Annotated in this window: 25 protein-coding genes and 1 pseudogene; 3 read left to right on the plus strand and 23 right to left on the minus strand. The window is 39.2% G+C overall.

Going from position 1 to position 22,396, the window contains the following annotated elements; translation table 11 throughout:
- Positions 1-48: 48 nt before the first annotated feature.
- Positions 49-1,113 (minus strand): serine hydrolase domain-containing protein, encoded by a 1,065-nt coding sequence (locus tag B4Q04_RS21145; RefSeq protein WP_088698005.1) that lies wholly within the window; start codon positions 1,111-1,113, stop codon positions 49-51.
- A 284-nt stretch (positions 1,114-1,397) separates the two neighbouring features.
- Here B4Q04_RS21145 and B4Q04_RS21150 point away from each other — a divergent pair, with 284 nt between their 5' ends.
- A complete protein-coding gene (locus tag B4Q04_RS21150; protein ID WP_088698028.1) occupies positions 1,398-2,018 on the plus strand; it encodes a collagen-like protein in 621 nt (206 codons plus the stop codon).
- A gap of 214 nt (positions 2,019-2,232) precedes the next feature.
- Here B4Q04_RS21150 and B4Q04_RS21155 read toward each other — a convergent pair whose 3' ends face one another.
- Positions 2,233-2,808 carry a DJ-1/PfpI family protein gene (locus tag B4Q04_RS21155; RefSeq protein WP_013994686.1) on the minus strand — a complete coding sequence of 192 codons (576 nt, stop codon included), beginning with the start codon at positions 2,806-2,808 and terminating at the stop codon, positions 2,233-2,235.
- A gap of 557 nt (positions 2,809-3,365) precedes the next feature.
- On the opposite strand from B4Q04_RS21155, the gene B4Q04_RS21160 reads away from it, so the two are divergent.
- Together B4Q04_RS21160 and B4Q04_RS21165 are read left to right on the plus strand one after the other, a co-directional pair.
- Entirely contained in the window at positions 3,366-6,488 is a 3,123-nt protein-coding gene (locus B4Q04_RS21160; protein WP_088698006.1) for a SusC/RagA family TonB-linked outer membrane protein, read from the plus strand.
- A gap of 11 nt (positions 6,489-6,499) precedes the next feature.
- The gene (locus B4Q04_RS21165) at positions 6,500-8,164 is read left to right on the plus strand and encodes a RagB/SusD family nutrient uptake outer membrane protein (RefSeq protein ID WP_013994688.1); all 1,665 of its coding nucleotides are present in this window, start codon (positions 6,500-6,502) and stop codon (positions 8,162-8,164) included.
- 309 nt (positions 8,165-8,473) lie between these two features.
- Here B4Q04_RS21165 and B4Q04_RS21170 read toward each other — a convergent pair whose 3' ends face one another.
- From B4Q04_RS21170 to B4Q04_RS22990, 21 genes and pseudogenes are all read right to left on the minus strand, one after another.
- A complete protein-coding gene (locus B4Q04_RS21170) occupies positions 8,474-9,193 on the minus strand; it encodes a diphthine--ammonia ligase (protein ID WP_236631072.1) in 720 nt (239 codons plus the stop codon).
- A gap of 253 nt (positions 9,194-9,446) precedes the next feature.
- Entirely contained in the window at positions 9,447-10,703 is a 1,257-nt protein-coding gene (locus tag B4Q04_RS21175) for a DKNYY domain-containing protein (RefSeq protein ID WP_088698007.1), read from the minus strand.
- A 480-nt stretch (positions 10,704-11,183) separates the two neighbouring features.
- Positions 11,184-11,759 carry a YdeI/OmpD-associated family protein gene (locus B4Q04_RS21180; protein WP_088698008.1) on the minus strand — a complete coding sequence of 192 codons (576 nt, stop codon included), beginning with the start codon at positions 11,757-11,759 and terminating at the stop codon, positions 11,184-11,186.
- On the minus strand, positions 11,760-12,116 hold the full coding sequence (locus B4Q04_RS21185) for an iron chaperone (protein WP_088698009.1): 357 nt from the start codon (positions 12,114-12,116) through the stop codon (positions 11,760-11,762). It abuts the gene before it with no gap.
- A gap of 2 nt (positions 12,117-12,118) precedes the next feature.
- Positions 12,119-12,493, minus strand: coding sequence for a DoxX family protein (locus B4Q04_RS21190; protein ID WP_088698010.1), 375 nt, complete (start codon positions 12,491-12,493; stop codon positions 12,119-12,121).
- A gap of 7 nt (positions 12,494-12,500) precedes the next feature.
- A complete protein-coding gene (locus tag B4Q04_RS21195) occupies positions 12,501-12,965 on the minus strand; it encodes an SRPBCC domain-containing protein (protein WP_088698011.1) in 465 nt (154 codons plus the stop codon).
- Positions 12,966-13,025: 60 nt separating this feature from the next.
- Positions 13,026-13,343: an ArsR/SmtB family transcription factor gene (locus B4Q04_RS21200; RefSeq protein ID WP_088698012.1), complete on the minus strand. Its 318-nt coding sequence runs from the start codon at positions 13,341-13,343 to the stop codon at positions 13,026-13,028.
- A gap of 148 nt (positions 13,344-13,491) precedes the next feature.
- Positions 13,492-13,944: a DinB family protein gene (locus B4Q04_RS21205; protein WP_088698013.1), complete on the minus strand. Its 453-nt coding sequence runs from the start codon at positions 13,942-13,944 to the stop codon at positions 13,492-13,494.
- A 12-nt stretch (positions 13,945-13,956) separates the two neighbouring features.
- Positions 13,957-14,277 (minus strand): ArsR/SmtB family transcription factor, encoded by a 321-nt coding sequence (locus B4Q04_RS21210; RefSeq protein WP_088698014.1) that lies wholly within the window; start codon positions 14,275-14,277, stop codon positions 13,957-13,959.
- Between the two features lies 1 nt (position 14,278).
- A complete protein-coding gene (locus tag B4Q04_RS21215) occupies positions 14,279-14,707 on the minus strand; it encodes an SRPBCC domain-containing protein (RefSeq protein WP_088698015.1) in 429 nt (142 codons plus the stop codon).
- A 510-nt stretch (positions 14,708-15,217) separates the two neighbouring features.
- Positions 15,218-15,595 (minus strand): nuclear transport factor 2 family protein, encoded by a 378-nt coding sequence (locus tag B4Q04_RS21225; RefSeq protein WP_088698016.1) that lies wholly within the window; start codon positions 15,593-15,595, stop codon positions 15,218-15,220.
- Positions 15,596-15,612: 17 nt separating this feature from the next.
- Positions 15,613-16,029 (minus strand): VOC family protein, encoded by a 417-nt coding sequence (locus B4Q04_RS21230; protein ID WP_088698017.1) that lies wholly within the window; start codon positions 16,027-16,029, stop codon positions 15,613-15,615.
- A 214-nt stretch (positions 16,030-16,243) separates the two neighbouring features.
- The gene (locus tag B4Q04_RS21235; protein WP_088698018.1) at positions 16,244-16,627 is read right to left on the minus strand and encodes a VOC family protein; all 384 of its coding nucleotides are present in this window, start codon (positions 16,625-16,627) and stop codon (positions 16,244-16,246) included.
- A gap of 65 nt (positions 16,628-16,692) precedes the next feature.
- Positions 16,693-17,286: a Crp/Fnr family transcriptional regulator gene (locus B4Q04_RS21240; RefSeq protein ID WP_088698019.1), complete on the minus strand. Its 594-nt coding sequence runs from the start codon at positions 17,284-17,286 to the stop codon at positions 16,693-16,695.
- 485 nt (positions 17,287-17,771) lie between these two features.
- On the minus strand, positions 17,772-18,869 hold the full coding sequence (locus tag B4Q04_RS21245) for a putative glycolipid-binding domain-containing protein (RefSeq protein ID WP_161496097.1): 1,098 nt from the start codon (positions 18,867-18,869) through the stop codon (positions 17,772-17,774).
- Between the two features lie 207 nt (positions 18,870-19,076).
- Positions 19,077-19,484 (minus strand): ATPase, encoded by a 408-nt coding sequence (locus B4Q04_RS21250; protein WP_088698021.1) that lies wholly within the window; start codon positions 19,482-19,484, stop codon positions 19,077-19,079.
- 4 nt (positions 19,485-19,488) lie between these two features.
- Positions 19,489-19,899 carry a RidA family protein gene (locus B4Q04_RS21255; RefSeq protein WP_088698022.1) on the minus strand — a complete coding sequence of 137 codons (411 nt, stop codon included), beginning with the start codon at positions 19,897-19,899 and terminating at the stop codon, positions 19,489-19,491.
- A gap of 151 nt (positions 19,900-20,050) precedes the next feature.
- Positions 20,051-20,428, minus strand: coding sequence for a VOC family protein (locus tag B4Q04_RS21260; protein WP_088698023.1), 378 nt, complete (start codon positions 20,426-20,428; stop codon positions 20,051-20,053).
- A 186-nt stretch (positions 20,429-20,614) separates the two neighbouring features.
- Complete coding sequence (locus tag B4Q04_RS21265; protein WP_088698024.1) at positions 20,615-21,148, minus strand: dihydrofolate reductase family protein; 534 nt, start codon at positions 21,146-21,148, stop codon at positions 20,615-20,617.
- Between the two features lie 72 nt (positions 21,149-21,220).
- On the minus strand, positions 21,221-21,955 hold the full coding sequence (locus B4Q04_RS21270) for a helix-turn-helix domain-containing protein (RefSeq protein WP_088698025.1): 735 nt from the start codon (positions 21,953-21,955) through the stop codon (positions 21,221-21,223).
- A gap of 318 nt (positions 21,956-22,273) precedes the next feature.
- Positions 22,274-22,396, minus strand: a pseudogene (locus B4Q04_RS22990) (IS5 family transposase); the annotation flags it as partial.

A 22,396-nucleotide genomic window follows, 5' to 3' on the forward strand; every position in this document is an offset into this window, starting at 1 on the left:
ATACAGGTAGGGGATTTTCACTTTTTTAAACGCTGTGTTGCGCCTTGATCAGTTCAATAAAAATTCTAGGAATTCATGGTCCTCAAAGGTATCTTCATCAAGTGTGGTCTGTCGGATGATAACCGTTTTGAGCGAGGGTATGAGATACATCCTGTTTTTTCCTGATCCCAAACCGCCAATGATTTCGGTGTACCCATGGTAGTACATAATTCCGCCCGATGAACCATCGGGGGCGGCATCTAGGGGATTGAGCCCATAACCGTTTACATTGTTCAACCAGCAAAAATTACCGTGTCCCGGATTGGGACCCGTGGCAACGAACATATTTTCCAACAGCGACGTTTCGATGATTTGCGTGCCGTTATAGTTGCCCTTGTCGATCATAAGCTGTCCGAACTTGACCCAGTTTCTCGGGGTTAAATGGCAACCGTTGGGGATGTTGGGATTTCCGGCCTCGTCATGGGACCAACTGTCATACTCCAATCCGATTTTATCGAAAATTTCAGATTCAAGGTATTCCAATGGGTTTTGGGAAATGCCCTTCTCTTGCAATTTTCGCTCTAAAAGAACCCCGAAGATATAATAGTTGCTCGGTCCGTAAGAGAATTTTTCCCCGGGGGTACTTACCATTTTCAATTCGTCAATGGCATATTGATATCTATCGCTCTCGTCCGATAGGGTTAAAAAATTCTGGGAGAGTCCTGAAGACAGGGTCAATAGATGCTTTATCTTGATTTTATTTTTCCCCGGATGCAGACCGGTGTCCTGCCATTCGGTGATGGTGTTCGAAACGTACTCTTCGTAATCGATAAGGCCCTGTTGTTTGGCCAATGCGGCAACGGCCGACCAATAAAGCTTGGTCGCACTGTAAATATGGGGCGCGGTATCTTGGTCGGCGCCATTGTGGTAATCTTCAAAAATAACGGAGCCGTCTGTCATGACCAAGACGGCGCTTCCCCCTTTCTCTTTAGAGTAGTTGGCCGCATCCGAAAGTTGTTCGGTGGTAAAGGTGTCTTCGGCCTCCGGAACTGTTTCCTTATCGTTGTCGTCATTGTTGGAACAGCCAATCGTAAACAAGGATATCATCGAAAGTATAAAAAAATGCTTTTTCATGTTATATCGGTTTGTGGGTTGGACTTAAAAAAACGAATTTGGTTTGATCTAGTGGACTATAAGGTGTTTTGTTTTAGTGGATTGTCTTCGTTAGGAAGTACAACGACTTTATCCGCATCCTTATTTTATATATAGGTGTTTTTCTAGCACGAGGTGATGCTTGCGACAGCGGGGAGCAAAGCCTTGGCCATCACATGTATCCTGATTTTTTCAATCTCAAACATACAGGACTCTACCCAAGGGAGCGAGGCTTAGTTTTACAGGGAAAAGATAAAATTTCAATTATGGGAACAAAGGGTGTATTATACGGCTTACTTCTGGTCTTATTGCTTGTCTCTTGCTCCAAAGACGGTAATGATGGTGCCTTAGGCCCAATGGGACCCCAAGGGGAAACGGGGGCTGCGGGTATTGATGGTCGGGATGGTGAAGACGGGATCGACGGACAAGATGGTGCGGACGGACAGGATGGAGAGCAGGGGGAAACCGGTACGGCCAATGTCATTTCTTCCGAATGGTTTACCCTCGATTTTGGGGAAACACCTATAAATGCCATTAATGCATCCGATAATATGAATGTGCCCGACTTAGACCAAGAAATTAGGGATAACGGTTTGGTGACCGTATTTGCCAGAAAAAGTAATGGTGGCGATTACCTGTATTTTCAATTGCCCTACCATCGGTATAATCCTGATTTTCAATATTATTCCATCAAATTATTTTCTGCTGTAGATGTATTGAACATTAGTGTTTCAAGTGTGGATGGTAGCGATATCTATGCTCCCTACCTCACGGAATTCAGATATATCATAGTGCCCAGTGGTAGTGCCGCCAAGGGGCAAGCATCGGTAGACTATGCGAAGATGGGCTACGAGGACCTGTGTAGGCACTTAAAGCTCGACAAGTAAAAGTACCTCATGCGCCCTCCAGAGGAATAAACAGGGGGACTTTCGTCCTCCAAGAAACACCCCCGCCCTGTGCCCTCCACCTTCGAAGCAGTGCGCTGAGCCTGCCGAAGTGGGGGATTTTAGCGCGGGCGTGAAGCTCGCGCTAGCGGGGGTATTTAAATGTTTCGCATTTTATTGCGCTACAATAAGCTTCCTTAGAATTTGTAATACCGTTTTACAGGGTAATGGTCGCGCCCATTACTTTTAAGAATTCACGGATAAAGCCAGGGTGTCCGGGCCATGCCGGGGAAGTAACCAGGTTGCCGTCTACAAAGACCCCGTCTGCGGGGATATCTTGAAATTCGCCACCGGCCAGGGTCACTTCGGGACCTACGGCAGGGTAGGCGGTAAGTTTCCTGCCCTTTACCACATTGGCGGCCGTTAGTATCTGAATACCGTGGCAAATGGCCGCTACGGGCTTGTTGGTCTCAAAAAAATGGGTGGTGATCTCTAGCAGTCTTTGGTTCAACCTCAAATATTCGGGTGCCCTTCCGCCGGCAATGACCAAACCGTCGTAGTCTTCGGCGACCACATCGTCAAAACTATAGTTCAGGGCAAAATTATGGCCCGGTTTTTCGGTATAGGTCTGGTCGCCCTCAAAATCGTGGATGGCGGTCTTAACGGTATCTCCCTTCTTTTTGTCGGGGCAAACGGCATGCACTTCATAGCCGACCATTTGCAGCATTTGAAAGGGTACCATGGTTTCGTAGTCTTCAGTAAAATCTCCGGTTAGGAACAGTACTTTTTTCATCGTTCTATCTTTTGTTTATGCTTTGTTCAAAGTGGATACGGACACAGACCTATGGATAAGATGGAGGCTGGTCGTAGCAACTAAATTAGACAATACACAGCAAAAAATAGAAGGGGAACTATTAAAATAAAGTGAAGGCCGGGTTATTTTTTTGATCGAGGTACTGCTTGGTGTCGCAGAACATTCCCCGCCCTTCGGGCACCCCCTTCAAAGCGTTACACTGAGCCTGCCGAAGTGGGGATTTTAGTACGAGCGTGACGTTCGTGCCAGGGAGGTGTTTTTACTCGACCTAGGGTATTGCTATCTTATCATATATGTAGGTTTAAAAAACAAATAGTTTAAAATAATATACTGATTTTTGTAACTATTACAAAAATATAAAGTAGTCTTATTCCTTCATCATTTAGGTTTGTTAAATCTTTTAAAATTGGTTAATGTTGTATTTTGTAGGGTTTTTATGTGTAGTCCTATTTTTCTATTTCTTACAAAATAAAATATATTTATCACCTTATTTTAATTCGGCTAATTTAAAATGTATGCAACCAAAGACTAGATTTATGAAATTAAAAATTCGATGCTATGTGTCGATTGTATCCCTGTTGTTTTGTTTGGGATTACAGGCGCAGGACAAAACCGTGTCGGGTCAGGTGACCGACGAATCAGGCTTGCCATTACCTGGTGTTTCCATTGTTGTAGTTGGTACATCTACGGGGACACAGACAGATTTTGATGGTAACTATAGTATTGCTGTCGCTACTGGAAATGTCCTTAGTTTTAGTTATATGGGACAGAAAACCGTTGAGCGAACCGTTGGGGCGTCCAATACCATCAATGTGCGGATGGAAGAGGATGCACAGGCGCTCGAAGAGGTAATCGTTACGGCCTATGGCACTAGTACTAAAGAGGCTTTTACAGGTTCTGCCAATATCGTTGGCGCCAAGGACTTGGAGAATAGGAGTGTTACCTCTCCAATTGCGGCCATTGAAGGGCGTGCCACAGGTGTGCAGTTTACATCGCCTACAGGCCCTGGTTCTTCACCGGGGATTGTTATCCGTGGAGTAGGAACATTGAACGGCGATACCGATCCCTTGTTCATCGTAGACGGTGTACAATATGAAGGTTCGCTGAATACGATCAACCAAGAGGATATTGAATCGTTTACGATCCTAAAAGATGCCGCATCAACTTCTCTGTATGGTTCCAGGGCAGCCAATGGGGTTGTGATCATTACTACTAAAAGTGGAAGAAAGGAAGGAATACAGGTAAATGCTTCTATGCAATATGGCCTTGTATCCACTGCTATTCCATTTTATCCGGAACTTACACCTGGCGAGTATTATGAAAGCATGTGGGAAGCCCTAAAAAATTCAAGTGCGGGTGGTGGAGATCCGGCCTTTGCTTCCGAAAACATTTACAACAGTTTGGGCTACAATCCATTTGATGTGCCCAACGATCAAATTGTAGGTGTGGATGGTACGTTGAACCCCAATGCCAAGGTTATCTATAAAAACCTTGATTGGTACGATGCGATGTCGAGAACAGGGGTTCGTCAAAACTACAATGTAAACGTTTCCGGTGGAGGCGAGAATCATAAGGTGTTTTTCTCCACTTCATACCTAGACGAGGAGAGTTTTGTGGTAAACTCAAAATTTAATCGTTTGACCACCCGTCTTAACGCAGAATTCGATGTCAACGATCGATTGACCATTGGAGGTAGTGCCAGTATTGCCCTTACAGAGGCTGTGGCTCCTAGTTCCGCAGGGACCAACAGTATAGTAAACCCTTTTGGTTTTGCTAAAAATATAGGTTCTGTGTATCCCGTATATGTAAACGACCTTCAAGGAAATATGGTAACCGACAATTTTGGAAACCCAGTTTTTGACAGTGGAGAAGGTTTTTCTGAGTACAATATTGGCTCAAGACCTGTTTACCAAGGACGTCATGCACTTCAAGAGCTTATGCTCAATGACGAGCGCGATAAGGACAATACCTATGGTTTCAGGTTTTTCGCAGAGCAGGAAATTTTTGAAGGACTAAGTGTGAGGGTGAACTATGGTAGGGATATCAACGAAGGGCTTGAAAAAGAATACGAAAATGCCATAATCGGTGATGCCCAGCCTGATGGAAGGTATAGTGAGGAAAGATCCAGAAGGCAAGTAGAGAACTTTAACCAAATATTGAGCTATGTAAGAAGCTTCGGCAACCATAATTTGGATATTACGGCAGGACACGAGAGCTTCGACAGGACCTTTACGTTCAACGGTGGTATGAAAACGATCCAGGCGGCCAATGGAATCTATGAGTTCGATAACTTCTCGAATATTGTAGATTTGGAAGGGGCTTCCACACGAAAGAGTATTGAAGGGTATTTTTCAAGAGTAAATTATAACTATGATAACAAATACTATATCAGTGCTTCGGTTCGACGTGATGGTTCATCCGTATTCGATGCCGACACCAGATGGGGAACATTTTACTCTGTAGGTGGTTCTTGGAGAATCGATCAAGAAAATTTCCTGAAAGACTCCGATATTATCGACCAATTGAAGTTGAGGGCTTCATACGGTGAAGTAGGGAATGATGATCTTTTGGACTTCTTCCTTTCCCAGGCAAGGTTCTCTATTACATCCAATGCGGCTAGTCCTGCTATTATTTTTACGGATATTGGTAATCCCGACCTACAATGGGAAACCATTGAAAACTTTGATGTCGCCTTGGAGTTTGCCCTGTTCAATAATTTCTTGGATGGTTCTGTGGAATACTACAAGAAAAACTCTTCCGACCTATTGTACAAAATGCCCATTGCACCAAGTAATGGCCTAAATGAAGTGCCGGTGAACGTTGGCGACATGTTCAACTCCGGTTGGGAAGTTGCACTGACAGCGAATCTGTTCGATACTGACGACTTTAGATGGAATGTTACCTTACAAGGCTCTACATTTAAAAATGAGATTACCAGTTTGCCCGATCCCTTTATTAATGAGTCCGAACGTTGGGCGGAAGGTCATTCCCGATATGATTTCTATCTATTGAGGACCGGCGGTGTTGATACTCAAACAGGGGATCAATTGTTCCTTATGTATGAACTCGATGAAGAAGGCAATAGCGTGCCCGTGTTGGATGGCAATGGTGAAATAGCCACAACCAATGATTGGCAAGAGACGCAACGTGCCTATACGGGTGATAGTTCCATTCCTGATCTACTGGGGTCAATAGCCAACAGCATTGGCTATAAAGGATTTTCTTTTGACTTTTTGATCAATTATGGTATTGGTGGATCGATATTGGACAATGGATATTCGGCAATGATGCACAGTGGTAATTTTGGAAGCTCGTACCACCCGGATATTTTAAAAGCTTGGAGGCGACCGGGTGACATTACCGATGTGCCCCGATTGGAATCGGGTAACCCTAATTTGGTCAGAACACAATCGGATCGTTTCATAACCGATGCTTCGTTTTGGGCACTTAGAAACGTGAACTTGGGGTATACCTTTGATGATAAGATTGCAAATCAACTCGGCCTAGATAAGCTTAGGGTATCCATATCAGGTGAAAATCTCTACACCAAAAGCGAGAGAAAGGGATTGAACCCTCAGTTTAACCTGGCGGGAACCGGTGAAGGAAACGACTTTAATCCTGCAAGAATTATCTCTTTAGGGGTGAACGTTACTTTTTAAAAAATAGAATTATGTTAAGAAAAATAAATATATTGTTATTGGTATTCCTAGGGACAACCATAACTTCTTGCGACGACGATTTTCTCGAAACAACGCCCACCGATGCCATTTCTGCGGTAGATGCGCTTGCCGACGAAGAAAGCATGCAATTGATATTGAATGGACTGCATCGTGGCCTATATTCCCAGTCGCAGACCATTCTTCCCGGAGGCCAATCCTCCAGGGCCAACAACCATTACTGGGTTCCCCTTGGAGATAACCTTTCAGGGGGGCTTATCCATTCGGCGAGTGCCAACAATTTGGGATGGAGAACCGAAATGCAATGGAACTCGCACACCGACCCGACATCCTTGACCTGTGAGTTACTATGGTACCACCGATATAACATTGTATTGGGTGCCAACCTGCTTATCAATAGGGCTACGGATGGAACAATGTTGGAATCACAGGCACTATATGAAATTTTGGGACAGGCCTATACATATAGGGCCTATGCCTATCTTTCTTTGGTACAGCATTATGCCAAGGGATATTTAATCGGAGATCCGGCAACAGATCCGGGGGTGCCGTTGTTGTTTTCCTCGGAATTACCGTTCACCAGTGAGCCAAGGTCTACCGTACAAGAGGTCTACGACCAGATTGGGGCTGACCTGGTTGATGCAATAGCTGCTTTTGAAAAAGGCACGGGAAGACCAAGTGGGGGAGCAGATACCAAATCCCAATTGAACATAGATGTCGCTTATGGACTATTGGCCCGCACTGCCTTATCAAAAGGAGATTGGGAAACGGCGGCCGAAGCAGCTGTAAAGGCGCGTGAGAACTATCCGTTGATGGGCGAGGAAGAATGGAAATCCGGTTTTAACTCCAATAACCTTTCAGAAGTTATTTGGGGAAGCCACGTAATAGACGCCGAGACCGCATTTTTTTCTTCATATTTCTATTTGGTAAGTAATACCTTTAACGGTAGTCAGGTCAGAAACAACCCAAAGATTGCGGACCGAAGATTGGTCGATGCCATTCCCGATACGGATTACAGAAAGGATGTTTTCTTTATCGATGCACCGAATACCAATAGTTCCGCAGCGAACAATCAGGGAGGACTTGATTCAAATACCGGTTTGCCGAGAGACCCAAATTATGAAAATGATTTGGAAGGATACAATGCCAGAAGGGCAGAGATCAATGCAATTTACGGTATTACCAATGCATACAATCAACACCCCTATATGCACTTTAAGTTGAAGAACGCCAATTCAGGTTCTATTGATCCCGATGATATCATTTACATGCGTTCGTCGGAAATGTACCTTATCGAGGCAGAAGCCAAAGCCATGATGGACGACATTGCAGGTGCACAGGAAGCTTTGAGACCTTTGGGCGAGGAACGCGACAGCGCTTACGATGTAACTGCTTACAATACCAAAGAAGCTTTAATGGAGCACATTAAGTTCCAACGTCGCCTTGAACTATGGGGAGAAGGTTTCGGCTATACCGACAAAATTAGATGGGACGAGGGAATCGACCACGCAGCGGATGGCGGTTCAGGAGCATCGGAAGTATTATACCAAGAGGCTTTCCAAGTGGAACGCCCATCGGAAAATGATGATTGGATATTTAAAATTCCACAAGCGGAGATTGATGCGAACCCAAACCTGTCACCAGCAGATCAAAATTGATAAGATATTCTTGATCTACTCAACCTCTTTTAGTCGGTGATGGAGGATTTATGATCATAGTAGGAATTAGTATCCAAAAAGTCCCTTCATTTTAATTAAAACGAAGGGACTTTTATTTTGCCACTTTGTGGTTGTTCAAACTGGAAAATGCCTTCAAAGTTCCGGTTGGGGACGCCGTCTGCGTTGGCATCGGGCGAGTTGGTGCGCTGGCCAGGCAACTTTTATGTTGTTTTTCAGGGCACGGGGTAAGGTTCGCGCCACGGGGAAACTTGATTGTTTTTCGGTTTTTGTTGTGCGATCGGTTGTCCTTTATTCCGATATTTCGGCTTGCCAATAGTCATAGCTTTTTACTTTTCCGTCGTCCAATTTAAACTCGTGCGATATTAAGTTGGCCTCGGAAATCTTAAAGTCAATGCCCTGCTTAAAAAGTTCCCCGTCATAGGAAAACGTATGGTATTCCCCATTTTCCCCGCACAGGTCGACCCCATTGGGCAATGATCGGACAAAGTCCCTGTCTATTTCCCTACCGATAAAGGTCCGGTCCAATTTATCCGCTTGGGTTACGATTATTTTGGTCTTGATTCCCGACTTTAAAAAGTCCTTCATCACTTCATCGGACGTCTTGCCCCAAAGCGGTTCGACCAGTTCTATTCCCAGTGGATGGAGCATGTTTTCCCGATACCTTCTTACGTCGGCCAAAAAGATATCGCCAAAAATAAAGTGGCTTACTCCTTTGTTCTTAAAATGCGTAACGGCTTCGGCCATTCCTTTTTTATAGGTTTTATCCTTTGAAAGCGGTACCGGATAAAGCGGAATACCGATGCTATCGGCCTGTTTTTTCAAAAGGCCGAGGGGGATGGAATGAATGGAAGAGCTTGCTGTTTCTTCGTCGATGGTTGTCAATAGGGAAAGCACTTCAAATTCGTTTTCTTGCAGTATCTTTTGCAGTGCCAAGGCCGAATCTTTTCCGCCACTCCAATTAAACACCGCTTTTTTTCGTTCGATCATATTTTTCTGTTTCTGGTTCATGGGGACTTTTGGTGGTGTTGCGAACATCGCCCGTAAAGGCCTAGCCCTTTATGTACGGCGGTAAATTAAGCAAAATGACCTATCAAAGGTGCGTGGCCCTTTGAAAAATTCGGTAAAAATCCTTCCCGGCCCAGGCTTTGCCCCTTACCGGTTTTCTGTAGGTTGATTTGGTATTGCATCGGCTTCGGCGAAAAGGGAGGCTTGGTAAACCAATGCCCCTGGTTTTAGGCGATATGGTCTAGGGCTTGGTGTTTTATTCCGTGCTTATGGGCCGTATTAGCTCGTCTTTCCTTTTTCTGTTGTAACTATATCGGCCATTTTTGTCTTCCAGGATAAACTCTCCCATAAACGGATTTACCTCGGACTCATATGTTAAAACCTTAAATGTCTCGGCATCCAGTTCCAGTTGGTTTTCATAATGAAAGACGTTTTTCTTATCATAGATAAATCCGTTTTTGTTCAATGTGTAATTGTTTACATCAATGGGGATGACCTGGTCTAAATAAAATATGTGGTTGTTGTCCCTGCCGTAACAAAAGTCCAAATAAGTAAAGGACGAACTATCTGCGCCTTCCAATTTTATAAGTTCCTTGTTCTTATAAATGAACACAGCGTTTTTGTCCTTCCAATATACGGTGTCCCATTTTTCTTTTACATAATTAAAACTCTCCCCATCAATGCCTTCCATAATGATCCATTGCCAAATGGCATCAGGATTGTTTTTGGTAAAGGCACCGACTTTGATCGTACTTGGTGGGGAGTTGGGAGCTAGTACCGCATTATAGACAAAATTCTTGTCGGCCTTGATTCCCGCAACGTCCCTAAATGAAACTGGGTCCGATTGAGGGAGTTCTATAATTTGTTTTGTGTGATTTCTAAACTCAAAGACCCTATTGTCATAGGTGTAAAAATTGTCAAATAAATGATAAGGATTATCCTTTGTCGCTTTTGCAATTTTATGGGGTCTTTCTATTTCTTCGATATACCCGAGGTATTTTTTGTAGTAGTTTTTGAAGTTTTTATAAAAATAATTCCTTTTGGTCAAGGCTATGTTAGGTTCGGGGAAGGCATTGTTTTCTGAAAAAGACCAAAACCTATCCATCAAATTGGTTACAATATCCGATGGCAATGCTTGGTTGGTTTGCGCTACGTTTCCGTCCGTAATTTTATAAGCCTCGAGCACCTCGGGAAATGTGGAAGATACAATCGAATATTCGGTGGTTTGGGGACTTTTTAATGAGCTGATAATTTGCAAGCTGTCTATTAGGGCTTGTATTAACGATTTTTCAAAGTGGTTCAATACATAGGCAATAAAACATTTGTTTGTCTTTACATTGTAGTTTAAGATAAATACATTGCCCGGATTGTAATTGCAATCGTATAGCAGTTCGCAAAAATAATATCCCAGTTTTTTATTGTAAGCAGCTTTTTCGAACTTATGGTTAAGCAGTTTTTTTATGCCCTTTTCATCAATTGCAAATTCAATAAAGATCCCTGTAGGTTCGGCCATTCTATTTTATTTCGTTTATTGACCACAACGTGTTTGTATTGGTTTTATTACATGTTTTTAGCGTTTGCTTTGGCAGGTGCAAAGCAATTAAAAATTGGCTTAGGCGGGCGGGAACCTAGCAATTGTTTATGGCCCTTGGGCCTGTGGCACTAGGTATAGAAAAATGGATTTGATGCTGGTCGTTTGGGGGAGCGTGTAAGCCATGGGCGAGTGGCAAGCCGGCAAAGCAGTGGTAAAGTTGCTTTTCAGGGGAGGTAGGGCACGGGCGCGACGCTTGCGGCAGCGGGGAAACAAAATTTTTAACTGTTTTCGGAAACTTTACAATCCTATTGTAGGTTCATCATAAATTGTCTGTTGAGGTAATGTTTTTTGCGTAGAGCTTGTTAACTACCTCACAAGCTTATGTTGAGGTTCAAGAGAGTTGAATTCTTGTACTCGGTCTGTCAATATTTTTATACCGAATTCAATTGTTTTGACTTTTCAACCATTCAAACCATTTCCCTCAAAAATTTTCGGTTTCGTCTTTTCAATTCTCGAAGTTCTTGTTTTCGATTGTTTTGCTTCTGAAAAGTAAAGTAAATACCCCCTTTGTCGCCCTGGTGTCAAGTTGTAAAATGCAGTTTTAAAATCTGGGTCGACCTCAAATTCTTGTTTGAGTTCTTGGGGCACTTCATATTCCGAAGTCTTTTTCATTTTGACTACCAATCCTGCTTTTTCCACTTCTATGGCTTCAAAAATATAGGTTTTGATAACGGCTTTCAGATCAATAATTCGCTCTTTGTGCCCAAATCGAATTTGTCGAGCAGATTGTACGTTTTCGGTCTGTTGTACCAAAATATTTTCGGCATCATTAAGCAATACCCCTTTGTGGAATAATAAGGCACAATACTCCTTAAAACCGTGAATTAGAACTATGTTTTTGCCTTGAAAGGTATAACAGGGGTGCATCCATTTAAAATCTTCCTCAAGATTACATTCTAAGCAGATTTCTCGCAATAACGTGGTTTCTTCTTTCCAGTTTTTTATTTTTTCGATGTATCGGTCTACTTTTTCCATTTAAATTTCGTTTAATTTGGCTTGCTCTTTTACCAAGCTTATCAGTTCTTCTGAAGGAATATCTTGATTAAATTTTATTTGGATTGTTTTCTTACCTGTTTTATAGCCTTTGCCCTCCAGTGTTTTGCGTACTTCATCAGTTAAAGAATCTATACCAAAACTCACGTGCTTTTTAGCTAAGGAAAATCCGGCAAGAATTCCATTGTATTTATAAATTGGTACATTCCAACTAATACCACCTTCAGCTTTTGGCTCTGTGACTTCAATGAGTTTTTTAAGTTTAATCATTACTTCATGTGCTTCCTTTGGAGACAAATCAATAAACTCATCTACAGTTTTAGGTTTCGAATCAGCCATATTTATTGTTTTTCCAATTTTCGATTGGCTGGTCTTAAATACCAAGATAAAACCGTCACAATCAATAATACTAATGAAGGAATGGCTTCTACAAATGATTGACCAACCGCTAAGTGCGAAATGAATGCTCCTGACATAGCAAAGAAGAAACCGGCATAGGCCCATTCCTTTAAAAGTGGATATTTTGGGATGAGGATGGCAATGACACCTAGTATTTTCCAAGCACCAAGAATACTTAACAGGTATAGGGGGTAGCCCAAGTGTGTTATGATTTCATTGTAACCACCAATTTGAAGTAATTGCTGTATACCACCCGCTAACATAGCAAATGAAAGAAAGATGGTTACAAGCCAATACATGATTTTATTTTTATTCATTTTTGAATTATTTTGATGGTGTCAATGTTTCTTGAAGTTTATCGTGAGCCCCATTTAAGCCATAAGCAAATGGTAGTTTTAATTGCTCTTCACGATGTTTTTCTGATTTGTATATAATCTGAATGGTTAACTTGCTTTTGTCTTCTGTAATTTTTTCAAAGTTTAAGAACTCCAATTGTACGCCTATGGGCATATTTTCCATTTCAAAAGTTCTAACGATCTCTTGATTGGGCACCACTTTATGTATGGTTCCATTGGCTTTGAACATTACTTTGCCCTCGTGCGAGGTTTCAAGGGCATAACTTCCGTGGTTTTTATTTTCTAACTTAAGCACCTTGGTCCCCATCCACTGTGAGACAAACTCGGCTTCTGTGTAGGCTTTGTAAACAAGCTCGACCGGAAGGTCAAATTCTCTGGTAATTGTCAATTCCTGCCTGCCATCAGGAGCATTAACCTTTGTCTTTTGTTCCATGGTTTATTTTGAGTTTGATTGGTGCATTTTATTCACTTTTTGTTCATTTTATTTTTTGTGTTAGTGAATCTTCGATTTCATGACAGCTTCCAAGGTGTTAAATCGGTCGTCCCACATTTTCCTAAAAGGTTCGATAAAATCCGCTATTTGTTTCATACCATCAGGGTTAAGTTGATAGTATATTTCTCGCCCTTTTTGTTCCTGTTTCAATAACTCACATTCGGTAAGGATTTGAATATGTTTGGAAATGGTTTGTCTGGAATAACCAAAGTTCTCTGCAATAGCACTTGGTGTCATTGCACTCGCAGCAACCAAGGTGATGATGGTTCTTCTTGTTGGGTCGGCTATGGCTTGAAAAACATCTCTTCTTAATTTCATTACGCAGTTATTTAACTGCGAATATATGTGCGGTTATTTGGTTGCGCAAATATTTTTTAGTTTTTTTGAAATAACTTAAAGGTTTGAAGTGGTGTTCTTTTGGTTTCTTTATGCTACCACAATCATTCTAGATATTAAAATTTGTTCTTTACAGTACGTATTTTTTCCCTTTTACAATTGCAGAAGATATTTGTCCGCAATGATGCGCATTATGATTAAGTAGAACCGACAGCAGTTGTATTCTTTCCATTTTCCCGAACCAAGTTGTATCAATTTCTTCAAGCCACTCTTGCTCTAAGGTATTGGCAACTAATTTATCAAGCGTATTGTAGCCTTTTTCAAAATACATTCTACTAGTTTCAAGGTCAAACTCAATACCTGTATCGTTTTTCCCTATGGTTGTTCCTTCTACATCTGTTTCGTAGCCAAAAAATTGCCCTATTAAATTTGTCGTTTCACCTATATGTCTATAAATAAACCCTACGGACGCAGTTTGTTCTGTTAAGCGATAAGATGAGTTTTCAGTGTTTATATTTTTACAAAAATAGGAACAGTCTTTTCGGTTTTGTTCAAGTAATTGTAATAAGATTTCGTTTTGCATTTTTAAAATATTTTAGTTCTTTTTATTCTTTAAAACAGTTTCCAAATTTTTAAGTTTACTATTCCAAAATTCATCAAAATGGTTAATCCAAGCTTTTAGCTCATTAAATCCTTCCTGATTTAAAACGCAATGTCTTTCCCTGCCTATTTCTTGAATTGAGATAAAACCGGCTGTGTGTAAAATTTTAATATGTTTTGAAACCGCTGGTCTACTCATTTCAAAATTTTCAGCCAATGAGTTGATATTATAAGTGCCTTTGGTAAGCATTCTCAATATCTGCCTACGGCTTGGGTCTGCAATTACTTGAAAGACGTCATAAGTTGGTATTGGCATATTAGTTTGAGTTTATTTGGTTGAGCATTTTTTGAATGTTTTTGTCCCAACCATCAAACATTGCTGTAAGAATAGAAGCATTATCTTTTTTAAATCCGCTATGAACAAGTTTTAATTCTGTTCCGTTTTCTCTAGCTATGATAGTCCATTTAACAATGGTTTCTAGTGTTGGATTATTTTTGCTTAATCCACCGTTCCAACTATAAACAAGTTTTTTTAAAGGGATAATTTCCAAAATCTTGCAATAAAATTTTCCGTCAAGATTTAAACTGGGAATCGGATTTGTTGTAAACTTAAACTCGTGTCCCAGTTTTAGTTCAAAATCATTGGGCATCAACCACTTTTCGATTAACTCAGCTTTTGTAAGATAATCCCAAATTTCTTGGGGCGATTGGTTATAAAACCATGTGTGCTTAATTTCTGTCCGCATTTTTATGTAACTTTTTAGTTACGTAAATATATGTGTAACTTTTAGGTTACGCAAATATTTTGGGCTATTTATTCTTGCCCTTGTTGCGGACATCTATGGTATATAAATAAATTGTTTGGACGGGTACTTTTAGTAAGCCCCAATTGAAAAGTTTTCTTAATACAGAAACGATAGAAAATAGTCTTATTAGCTCAGTAATTAATAAGCTCTATTTGAAAATTGTTGCTTTTGCCATAACTAATAATACCTGATATGTCAATCGATTTATTACTCTCAATTCTTAATACTTTATCACAATCTTCTAAATCGAAATTAATAAGATAATTTGGGTATAATTGGTTCAGACCAGAAATTATTTGATCGGCCAATAGTGGATTTCTCACATTAGTTTTGAAAATTTCTACTATGGTGTTTATTATAGCCTTCTTATGGTCAATGGTCTTCATTTTTCTTCAGATTACTTTGTTCTAAGGGTATATTTCTCTTGTAATGATAACTATAGAACATAATTTATACCTCTAAACAATACGAGGTTATACTTTTTATTTTTTCTCCCTTTGCACTTTGAAAAACATAAAAGTCTGAAAACCCATATTGCTTTCCGTTCTCCATTGTCATCCATCCATTGGCTGCACCTTCTTTTCCATGGGACAGAATTTGGTCTAATTTCAATTCAGATGCTTTTACAGCTTGCATTTTTTCTAATTCAGCCGTGAAAGCTTCTATTCCTTCAATTTTCTGGTCCCCTATAATGTTCCAAACGATGTCGTCTGTTACGTTTTCTGTTAAAAAGGCTACATTCCCCTCGGCAAAAGCGATGTTTAATTGTTTAATAAATTCCATCTTGGGGGAGTTACCGCAATTGGTACTGGATATTATTTTGGTCATCTTTATCGTTTTTAATATTAAAGATTCTCATTATACAATAGGTTAAACTTATGGCCATCCGGATCGGTAAAAACACAAACATAAAAGCCGTTATCATCATAAAAAGCCTTTCTATCTTTATTGGAGTCGAATAAAATGTTCCCTTCCGCCTTGTTTATTTCAGTTGCCCAATGGTTGTATTCTTCTTTGCTTTCTGCCGCCATGGAAAACATCACTTCATTGCCCTTGTTCAAATCGGCGGATTTACCTTCCATACTCGATTCTAACTTTTCTTTTTTGAAGAAGTGGATCACAAAATTATCAGGACCAAAAAAGAAGCTCACCAAATCTTCTGATGGGCTTCCATTCAGTTGAAAGCCCAATGATTGATAAAAAATTTTGGTTCGCTCTGTGTTTTCTACGCCAAGGTTTGCCCAAATTTGTGTTGTTTTCATATTTGGTTTTATGGGATTCTCAGTAAGATTTTAAGCGATATAAAAACATCGCCCGATTATAGTCGCACCAACGGTAAAAGTCTGTGCGCTCCCTCGAATTGAAATGTTAGGGAATTACCTTTGTTTTGAGTTCTTTCCCAGTAAGTTTAAAAGATACAACACGATGGGTGATTTGATACAGTTGATATGCTCGATACTATCCATCTTCGCCCATCTAATTCATCGAATGAAAACCTACTGAGTTTCCTTCGGTATCTTTGATGATGGAAATAAAACCGTGTTCTCCAATGGCCATTTTTGTCTGAATAATTTCAGCTCCATTTTCAGTAGCTCTGTTTTCTAAGACCTGGCAATCCTCACAACCAAAATAAACGAGACTTCCATTGGCAGAAGGTTTGATCCCTTCCATTTTAACCAAAGCCCCAGCTGCACCATAATTTTCCATATCGCTTGGAAAACCTTTCATTTGGACGGAAGCATCTGTTGGGGCGCTCATATCTTCCAATATAACTTGAAGAACTTTTTCATAAAACTTCGAGGCCCTTTCCATATTGCTTACATATATTTCGAACCATACCACAGGATTGAATTTTTTCATCTTTTTGAATTTTTTAAATGGTTATGATTACAAAAGTGGAAAAAGGAAATCGATAAAAACTTGCCCTATGACAAGTTCTCGGTTTGAAACAACACTTCTTTCCTAATTCTACTTAAAGAAGTATCCGTAATTCCTAAGTAAGTAGCAATATGTTTTAAAGGGACTTCTTTGATGATTTGTGGGTTCTGGTTCATCAGTTCCAGATATCTTTGGGAAGCACTCTGGGTATGCATTGTAACGGCACGATGTTTTGCTATGAAAAGTTGATGGGACATCCAGCTACGGCCCCATTCCGTAAAACCGTCTATAGAGCTATACAAATTTTGAAAGTCGTTAAATTCAATTTTATAGACTTCACAATCTGTTATAGCTTGGATTGTTTCTTTTGTTGGGATACGAAGAAATAAAGAAGCGACTTCGATTAGAATATCGTTCGAACCAAAAAAATCAGTTGTAATTTCGTTTCCTTTATAGTCGATAACATACGAGCGAAATAACCCTTTTTTAACAAGATAATATTCGTTGCTTATTTTGCCTTCTTTGAGTATGGTTTCATTTTTAAGAAACTCAACTTTTGTGTGTGCATCTATAATAGTATTATAGTCCTCTTTCTTAATGTTGGGATGGTTGTAAATGTTCTCAAAGAAGGAATTTTCCATTGTTCTTTATTTTGTTTAAAAATAAGAAAACAAAATCTTAAAAAATAAACTGTTTACGCTTTGGGTTTAGGGTAGGTAACAGTATCAATTCCAATTCCGTTAGGATCTACAAGGCTATGGCAAAACCATGGGCGAGTGGCAAGCTGGCAAAGCAGTGGTAAAATTGCTTTTCAGGGGTGTTATTGAATGGGCGTGAGGCTCGCGCCGGCGGGGGGCTTCAGTCCCGATTTGTGCGGTCCCAGCATCGCAACGATCTGTGTTTCCGTAAATCTGCTCTTCTTCATGATATAAAAATAGTTGATTTTTATGCTGTCCGAAAAACAGGGAAGCCTTCAAAAGAGGTAAGTCTTCATTTTAAGGGAAGCTTACACTGGTAAGTAAATATTAGCTACAGCATCCTTGTCTGAATTAACAAAATATGTTTTTGAGTTTTCTTTGACTCCCATTTTTGTTGCGACTGTTTTTGTCATTCTTATTCAGCAAATTCATTTTTTTGTTCCGAAGAATTCAGCTTGTAATTCAAAAGTCTTTCCATTGTCTTTACTGATCTCTCCTTTCCAATGAAATGAATTTTCAGTAATATCTTCAAAAGTCCATCGGATTATATCACCATTCTCTTTTCCTTCGTGAATTAATTTATCTCCTTCTTTCCATCCATAAAGTTTGTTTGTTGCATTACTCACGGGATTAAACCAATTAATACACCATTTTTTTGTTTCGTTATCATAGTATCTTATTGTCGAGCCATAACGATTACGAGGTTGTTTTAAATTATTATCGGTTCTCAATGACCGTTTTGGTGATATCCAAACATCTTGTACAGCCCGCCCTTCAAGTACATTAGCAAAATGCCATTCTCCTTGTGATTTTATTATTTCATTGTTTTCTAAATAATCAACAGCCTCTACATTCCAACTTCCTATAAGCCAATCGTAAATATTATTTTCAGCAATTTCATCACTTGATTTATTTGAAATCAAGGAAGAAGCAAAACCTTCTCTCTGTCTTGCACTAGCTTCTTGCTCTGAAAACACTCTATGCCAAATACCTGGGTAATCTAAAACAAACCCTTGGCTGTCAACTTTTAAGTTTGCAGTAAATCCGGAAGCAAGATTTTCATACTTGTAAACTCCATTTCCTAAATTCGTATATCGCTGTTTAGAAGGATTAAAATTACGAGTCGGTAAATCGAAATAAACAACTTCAATTTCTTTTGATTCACCAATAGCCAAGTTAAGTCTGTTTATTGGTAAAGTATTTGTAAATGGGGTCAAGGTTATATCTATATCTGTACAATTGTTTAGTTTAGAAATGATTTCCCCATTTTCGTTTACCCATTTCTTATCCTTATTCTTATGAAGATGAATGCTAAATGAACTGTCTGATTGAAAATCGATCTTTACTGCTTGAATTTCCCACTTTTTATTAATGTCAAGTTGATAATTTACATTTAACAATTTCCCTAATCCTTGCCCTGTAATTTGACCATTTACTTCGATTTTGTCATTAAATTTAATGGTAGTAAATTCAGTAGTGTTTACATAGGTGCTTTTCCACACTATTATTTTGTCTTGTGCTTGCATATTTGAGAAATGTAATGTCAAAATTAATATTAGAATCTTCCTTATCATTATCATTTTATGATAGTTATTGGTTGAGAGTTCGTTGTTTTCAGTTTTGGCTTTATTCGTTTTATCTTTTTGAACGTACAGCTTTTACTTTTTTCAAATTCTTATCAGCCGGTCATCAAAGAAATTCAGAATTGGGCCATAAATAATTTGTAAAGGACACTATCTCAATAGTTCAGTGCCAATTTTCTTTATTATCTCGTTCCAATATGCTTTCACTTCGGTTCTCTGTACATCATTTAAAAGTTTCTCTTGATGGATGGATATGGTTGCCCTTGTCTGATTTCCAATAACTCGAATTTGAACGGTTGACACATTTTCCCAATGGGCAAGTTTCCAATTCAAGCGAATGTGTGAATTTGTTTTAAAAACACGGACAATTCCCGTGATGCCATTTTCAGTTTCATATTCCTTTTTAATTTCAAGTTCATTTTTCAATTTACCTAACCATATATTTAGGCCAGAATTGGAAAACAAGAAATCCCAAGCCTTTTCACTCGAAACAGGAAAGGTTTTCCTTATTCCGAATTGAAATCCTACGTCTTTGGTTTTTCCGACTTGATTTTCCATTTTCTTATTTTTCAGGTTTAAATGCTATCGCGTCAATTTCTATTAAAAATTCTGGATTTATTAGTCCTGTAACGTACAAAACTGTAATAATCGGTGGGTTTGGGTTTTGTCCTAAAAATTTCTGTGAAACTTGAAATGCACCATAAGCATTCTGCCCTTGGACAATATGAATGCCTAATTTCACTAAACTTTCAAAATTTACTCCACAAGATTTAAGAGCAATTTCAAGGTTTTTCATTACTTGCTCAGTTTGCTGTAAAATATCATTTTTTCCTACAATTTCTCCGTTTCCATTTACTGCATTTTGTCCACCGATATAAATTGTCTTTCCGTTTCCTTCAGTCGTTATGATTTGAGAAAACGCAGAATTTTTTATTAGTCCATCTGGATTTATATGTTCCATTCTATTCATCATTGTTCGTTGTTTATTTTTTTCGCTTGTAATACAACTGTACCAATCCTGTATTAAATGTTTTGGCACTTAATAGCTATGTTTTATACATGTTGCTGTAAATAGTGCTTTCTAGATAGGTTTTCATTCCGACTTTTTATCTGTTATAATTCAGTCAATTTTTTTCAGAGCAAACCGAAACATAATAATTGTCTAAATCTCGAATTGAAAATTCCATTCTTCCTGAATTCGGGTTTAATTTCGGCTCGTTTTCAATTCTCGCGTTTAGTTTTTTGGCGTTATTCCAAATCGGTTCAATATTGTCGACCAAAAAATATGAAATAAGCCCATTTCCCGCATTTTTCGGGTCGGTAAAAGTTGGATGTTCGTGTTCGCCCCATTTATGCAGAGACAGAATTTGTTTACCACTTTTGTCAGCTAGAATTTCAAATACACTTCCTCCGTGTTTGCTTATGCAGCCTAATAATTTTTGATAAAATTCCGAGCTTTTTTCCACGTTATCAACTGCAATAATAGGTTCTGTCTTTATCATCTTATTGTACTTTATTTTGAGTTTAAATATTTATTTCTCAATCCAATCAGCTTTTGTTGTCTATTGGTCATTTTATTTTTTCACTTTATAAGTGGTCAATAGGTAATGAAATCAAAACGATATTTTTCAATTTTAGAAAAGATTTGAAAATCGTAATTTGAACCAACCTTCCAGCCGTTTTGTAGTTTATTTTTTTCGTTTGTAATACAACTGTATCAATCCCGTATCAAATGTTTTGGCACTTATAAATTCCAATAGTTGCTCTGGTCTCCCTTCTTTAAATAATCTTGTACCATTACCTACAAGAATGGGCACAATGGAAATAGTAAGTTCATCTATGAGGTTATGCTTAAGTAGTTCATTAACGACTTCAGCGCCACCATCACAATAAATATCCTTTCCCGCTTCGCTCTTAATCTTGGTTACAAGGTCTTTTATGTTACCTGTATAAAATTTGATTCTACCGTTGTCAGGACGGTGTGTTCTTGTCATGACATATACATCCCTTTCTCCATTGTCGTAGTGGGAAGCACCAATCTCTTTTACCACATAATCATAGGTTTTACGGCCAATTATAATGGTATCTATGGTTGAAGTAAATGCGGCATAACCATAATCTTCCCCTTCTTTTTCAACTAATTTCAGAAAACTGAGGTCGTCATTTGGTTTTGCAATGTAGCCGTCTAAACTTGTGGCAATAAAAAGTGATATTTTTCGCATCTGTTTTAAATTTTTAATGATTTGGCAAAATTAGTTTTAGACAACCATTTACACTTTGTATAAATGCGACATTTAAAGCTGTGATGGTGAGAGTCCTGTATTTCGCTTGAATTCATTATTAAGATGTGAATGGTCATAATAACCACACTCAAATGCAATATCTAATAAACTGCGATTTTCACTCGAATTTTTAATTATGTTTAAAGCATTTTGAAAGCGAATAATGTTTGAATATTCTTTTGGTGTCAGTCCAATGAATTTTTTGAAATTTCGCTCTAATTGTCTTGTTGTTATGAAATGTCTTCTTGAAAGTTCGTAAATACTCATTTGTCCGTTTGTTAAATGAATATCATCAATAACTTTTTGTAAATGATTGGATTTGGTAATTATTCTTTCGGAGTAAAAATGGTCAAAGTAATTAAACGGATTTTCTATTATTTTATCAAGATTAAATGAATTAGATTTTTCAAATTCAACGGTGTCGTTAGTCAATTCATTTTGGGAGGTATATTTATAGAAATTTGCAAAAGTTGCAGGTTTTAGGCACACACCTATTAAATGTGTATCGGTGTCAATAAAACTGTCCTTAAATGAAGTCATTGCACCAACTACATAAGTTTTCCCAAACTCCATTAAAGACGAGCCGTTGTCAGTCAAGCAAGTATCTCCCAAATTCATTACTATACCAGCGCAACCATCTGGAAAAACCCGTTCCCACTGTCTTTCTGGCTCGTTTCCTTTCAGTTCCCAATAGAAATGAATAAAGGGCTCTAATCCTTTGTATGGTTTTACTTTATTGTACTTCATTGGTTTCTACAGTGTCGTTCGTTACAATGACCGCCATCGGCCAGACGGCTATGGCGAGTTGCGTGGTATGCTTTGCATACCTTAGCAAGGGGTCGCCATTAGACGCACATTCGCTATAGCCAGTGATGTCGATGGTACCGACCGCGAACGGCTCCGTCGGAGTTTTCTTGGATGAAATATAGCAAATTTTATGGGCGAATGTGCAGTCGTACTGTCTGGCCGATGGTCGATGGTAGGAAAAAAAGGTAGGGCGGCGGCCTCGACCGCCCGGTTTTTTACGGGCCGGAGGTATCATCGACCATCACGTATATATAGAACTCATTTAAACTTTTTTAGTTTGATTTTTTTCAGGGCGATTACGATGAATGATAGGTAGTTGAACCCTTTCCAACTCTCAACGGAGGTATCGAACCTGTTGAGCAGTGACCTGAAACTGTCGAT

This window comes from Zobellia sp. OII3 (genome assembly GCF_002211465.1).
Classification (GTDB): Bacteria; Bacteroidota; Bacteroidia; order Flavobacteriales; family Flavobacteriaceae; genus Zobellia; species Zobellia galactanivorans.

Excerpts from the sequence above, each read along its gene's own strand:
- B4Q04_RS21145 (WP_088698005.1), bottom strand. The coding sequence starts at position 1,113 with ATGAAAAAGCATTTTTTTATACTTTCGATGATATCCTTGTTTACGATT.
- B4Q04_RS21150 (WP_088698028.1), top strand. The coding sequence starts at position 1,398 with ATGGGAACAAAGGGTGTATTATACGGCTTACTTCTGGTCTTATTGCTT.
- B4Q04_RS21155 (WP_013994686.1), bottom strand. The coding sequence starts at position 2,808 with ATGAAAAAAGTACTGTTCCTAACCGGAGATTTTACTGAAGACTACGAA.
- B4Q04_RS21160 (WP_088698006.1), top strand. The coding sequence starts at position 3,366 with ATGAAATTAAAAATTCGATGCTATGTGTCGATTGTATCCCTGTTGTTT.
- B4Q04_RS21165 (WP_013994688.1), top strand. The coding sequence starts at position 6,500 with ATGTTAAGAAAAATAAATATATTGTTATTGGTATTCCTAGGGACAACC.
- B4Q04_RS21170 (WP_236631072.1), bottom strand. The coding sequence starts at position 9,193 with ATGAACCAGAAACAGAAAAATATGATCGAACGAAAAAAAGCGGTGTTT.
- B4Q04_RS21175 (WP_088698007.1), bottom strand. The coding sequence starts at position 10,703 with ATGGCCGAACCTACAGGGATCTTTATTGAATTTGCAATTGATGAAAAG.
- B4Q04_RS21180 (WP_088698008.1), bottom strand. The coding sequence starts at position 11,759 with ATGGAAAAAGTAGACCGATACATCGAAAAAATAAAAAACTGGAAAGAA.
- B4Q04_RS21185 (WP_088698009.1), bottom strand. The coding sequence starts at position 12,116 with ATGGCTGATTCGAAACCTAAAACTGTAGATGAGTTTATTGATTTGTCT.
- B4Q04_RS21190 (WP_088698010.1), bottom strand. The coding sequence starts at position 12,493 with ATGAATAAAAATAAAATCATGTATTGGCTTGTAACCATCTTTCTTTCA.
- B4Q04_RS21195 (WP_088698011.1), bottom strand. The coding sequence starts at position 12,965 with ATGGAACAAAAGACAAAGGTTAATGCTCCTGATGGCAGGCAGGAATTG.
- B4Q04_RS21200 (WP_088698012.1), bottom strand. The coding sequence starts at position 13,343 with ATGAAATTAAGAAGAGATGTTTTTCAAGCCATAGCCGACCCAACAAGA.
- B4Q04_RS21205 (WP_088698013.1), bottom strand. The coding sequence starts at position 13,944 with ATGCAAAACGAAATCTTATTACAATTACTTGAACAAAACCGAAAAGAC.
- B4Q04_RS21210 (WP_088698014.1), bottom strand. The coding sequence starts at position 14,277 with ATGCCAATACCAACTTATGACGTCTTTCAAGTAATTGCAGACCCAAGC.
- B4Q04_RS21215 (WP_088698015.1), bottom strand. The coding sequence starts at position 14,707 with ATGCGGACAGAAATTAAGCACACATGGTTTTATAACCAATCGCCCCAA.
- B4Q04_RS21225 (WP_088698016.1), bottom strand. The coding sequence starts at position 15,595 with ATGACCAAAATAATATCCAGTACCAATTGCGGTAACTCCCCCAAGATG.
- B4Q04_RS21230 (WP_088698017.1), bottom strand. The coding sequence starts at position 16,029 with ATGAAAACAACACAAATTTGGGCAAACCTTGGCGTAGAAAACACAGAG.
- B4Q04_RS21235 (WP_088698018.1), bottom strand. The coding sequence starts at position 16,627 with ATGAAAAAATTCAATCCTGTGGTATGGTTCGAAATATATGTAAGCAAT.
- B4Q04_RS21240 (WP_088698019.1), bottom strand. The coding sequence starts at position 17,286 with ATGGAAAATTCCTTCTTTGAGAACATTTACAACCATCCCAACATTAAG.
- B4Q04_RS21245 (WP_161496097.1), bottom strand. The coding sequence starts at position 18,869 with ATGCAAGCACAAGACAAAATAATAGTGTGGAAAAGCACCTATGTAAAC.
- B4Q04_RS21250 (WP_088698021.1), bottom strand. The coding sequence starts at position 19,484 with ATGGAAAATCAAGTCGGAAAAACCAAAGACGTAGGATTTCAATTCGGA.
- B4Q04_RS21255 (WP_088698022.1), bottom strand. The coding sequence starts at position 19,899 with ATGATGAATAGAATGGAACATATAAATCCAGATGGACTAATAAAAAAT.
- B4Q04_RS21260 (WP_088698023.1), bottom strand. The coding sequence starts at position 20,428 with ATGATAAAGACAGAACCTATTATTGCAGTTGATAACGTGGAAAAAAGC.
- B4Q04_RS21265 (WP_088698024.1), bottom strand. The coding sequence starts at position 21,148 with ATGCGAAAAATATCACTTTTTATTGCCACAAGTTTAGACGGCTACATT.
- B4Q04_RS21270 (WP_088698025.1), bottom strand. The coding sequence starts at position 21,955 with ATGAAGTACAATAAAGTAAAACCATACAAAGGATTAGAGCCCTTTATT.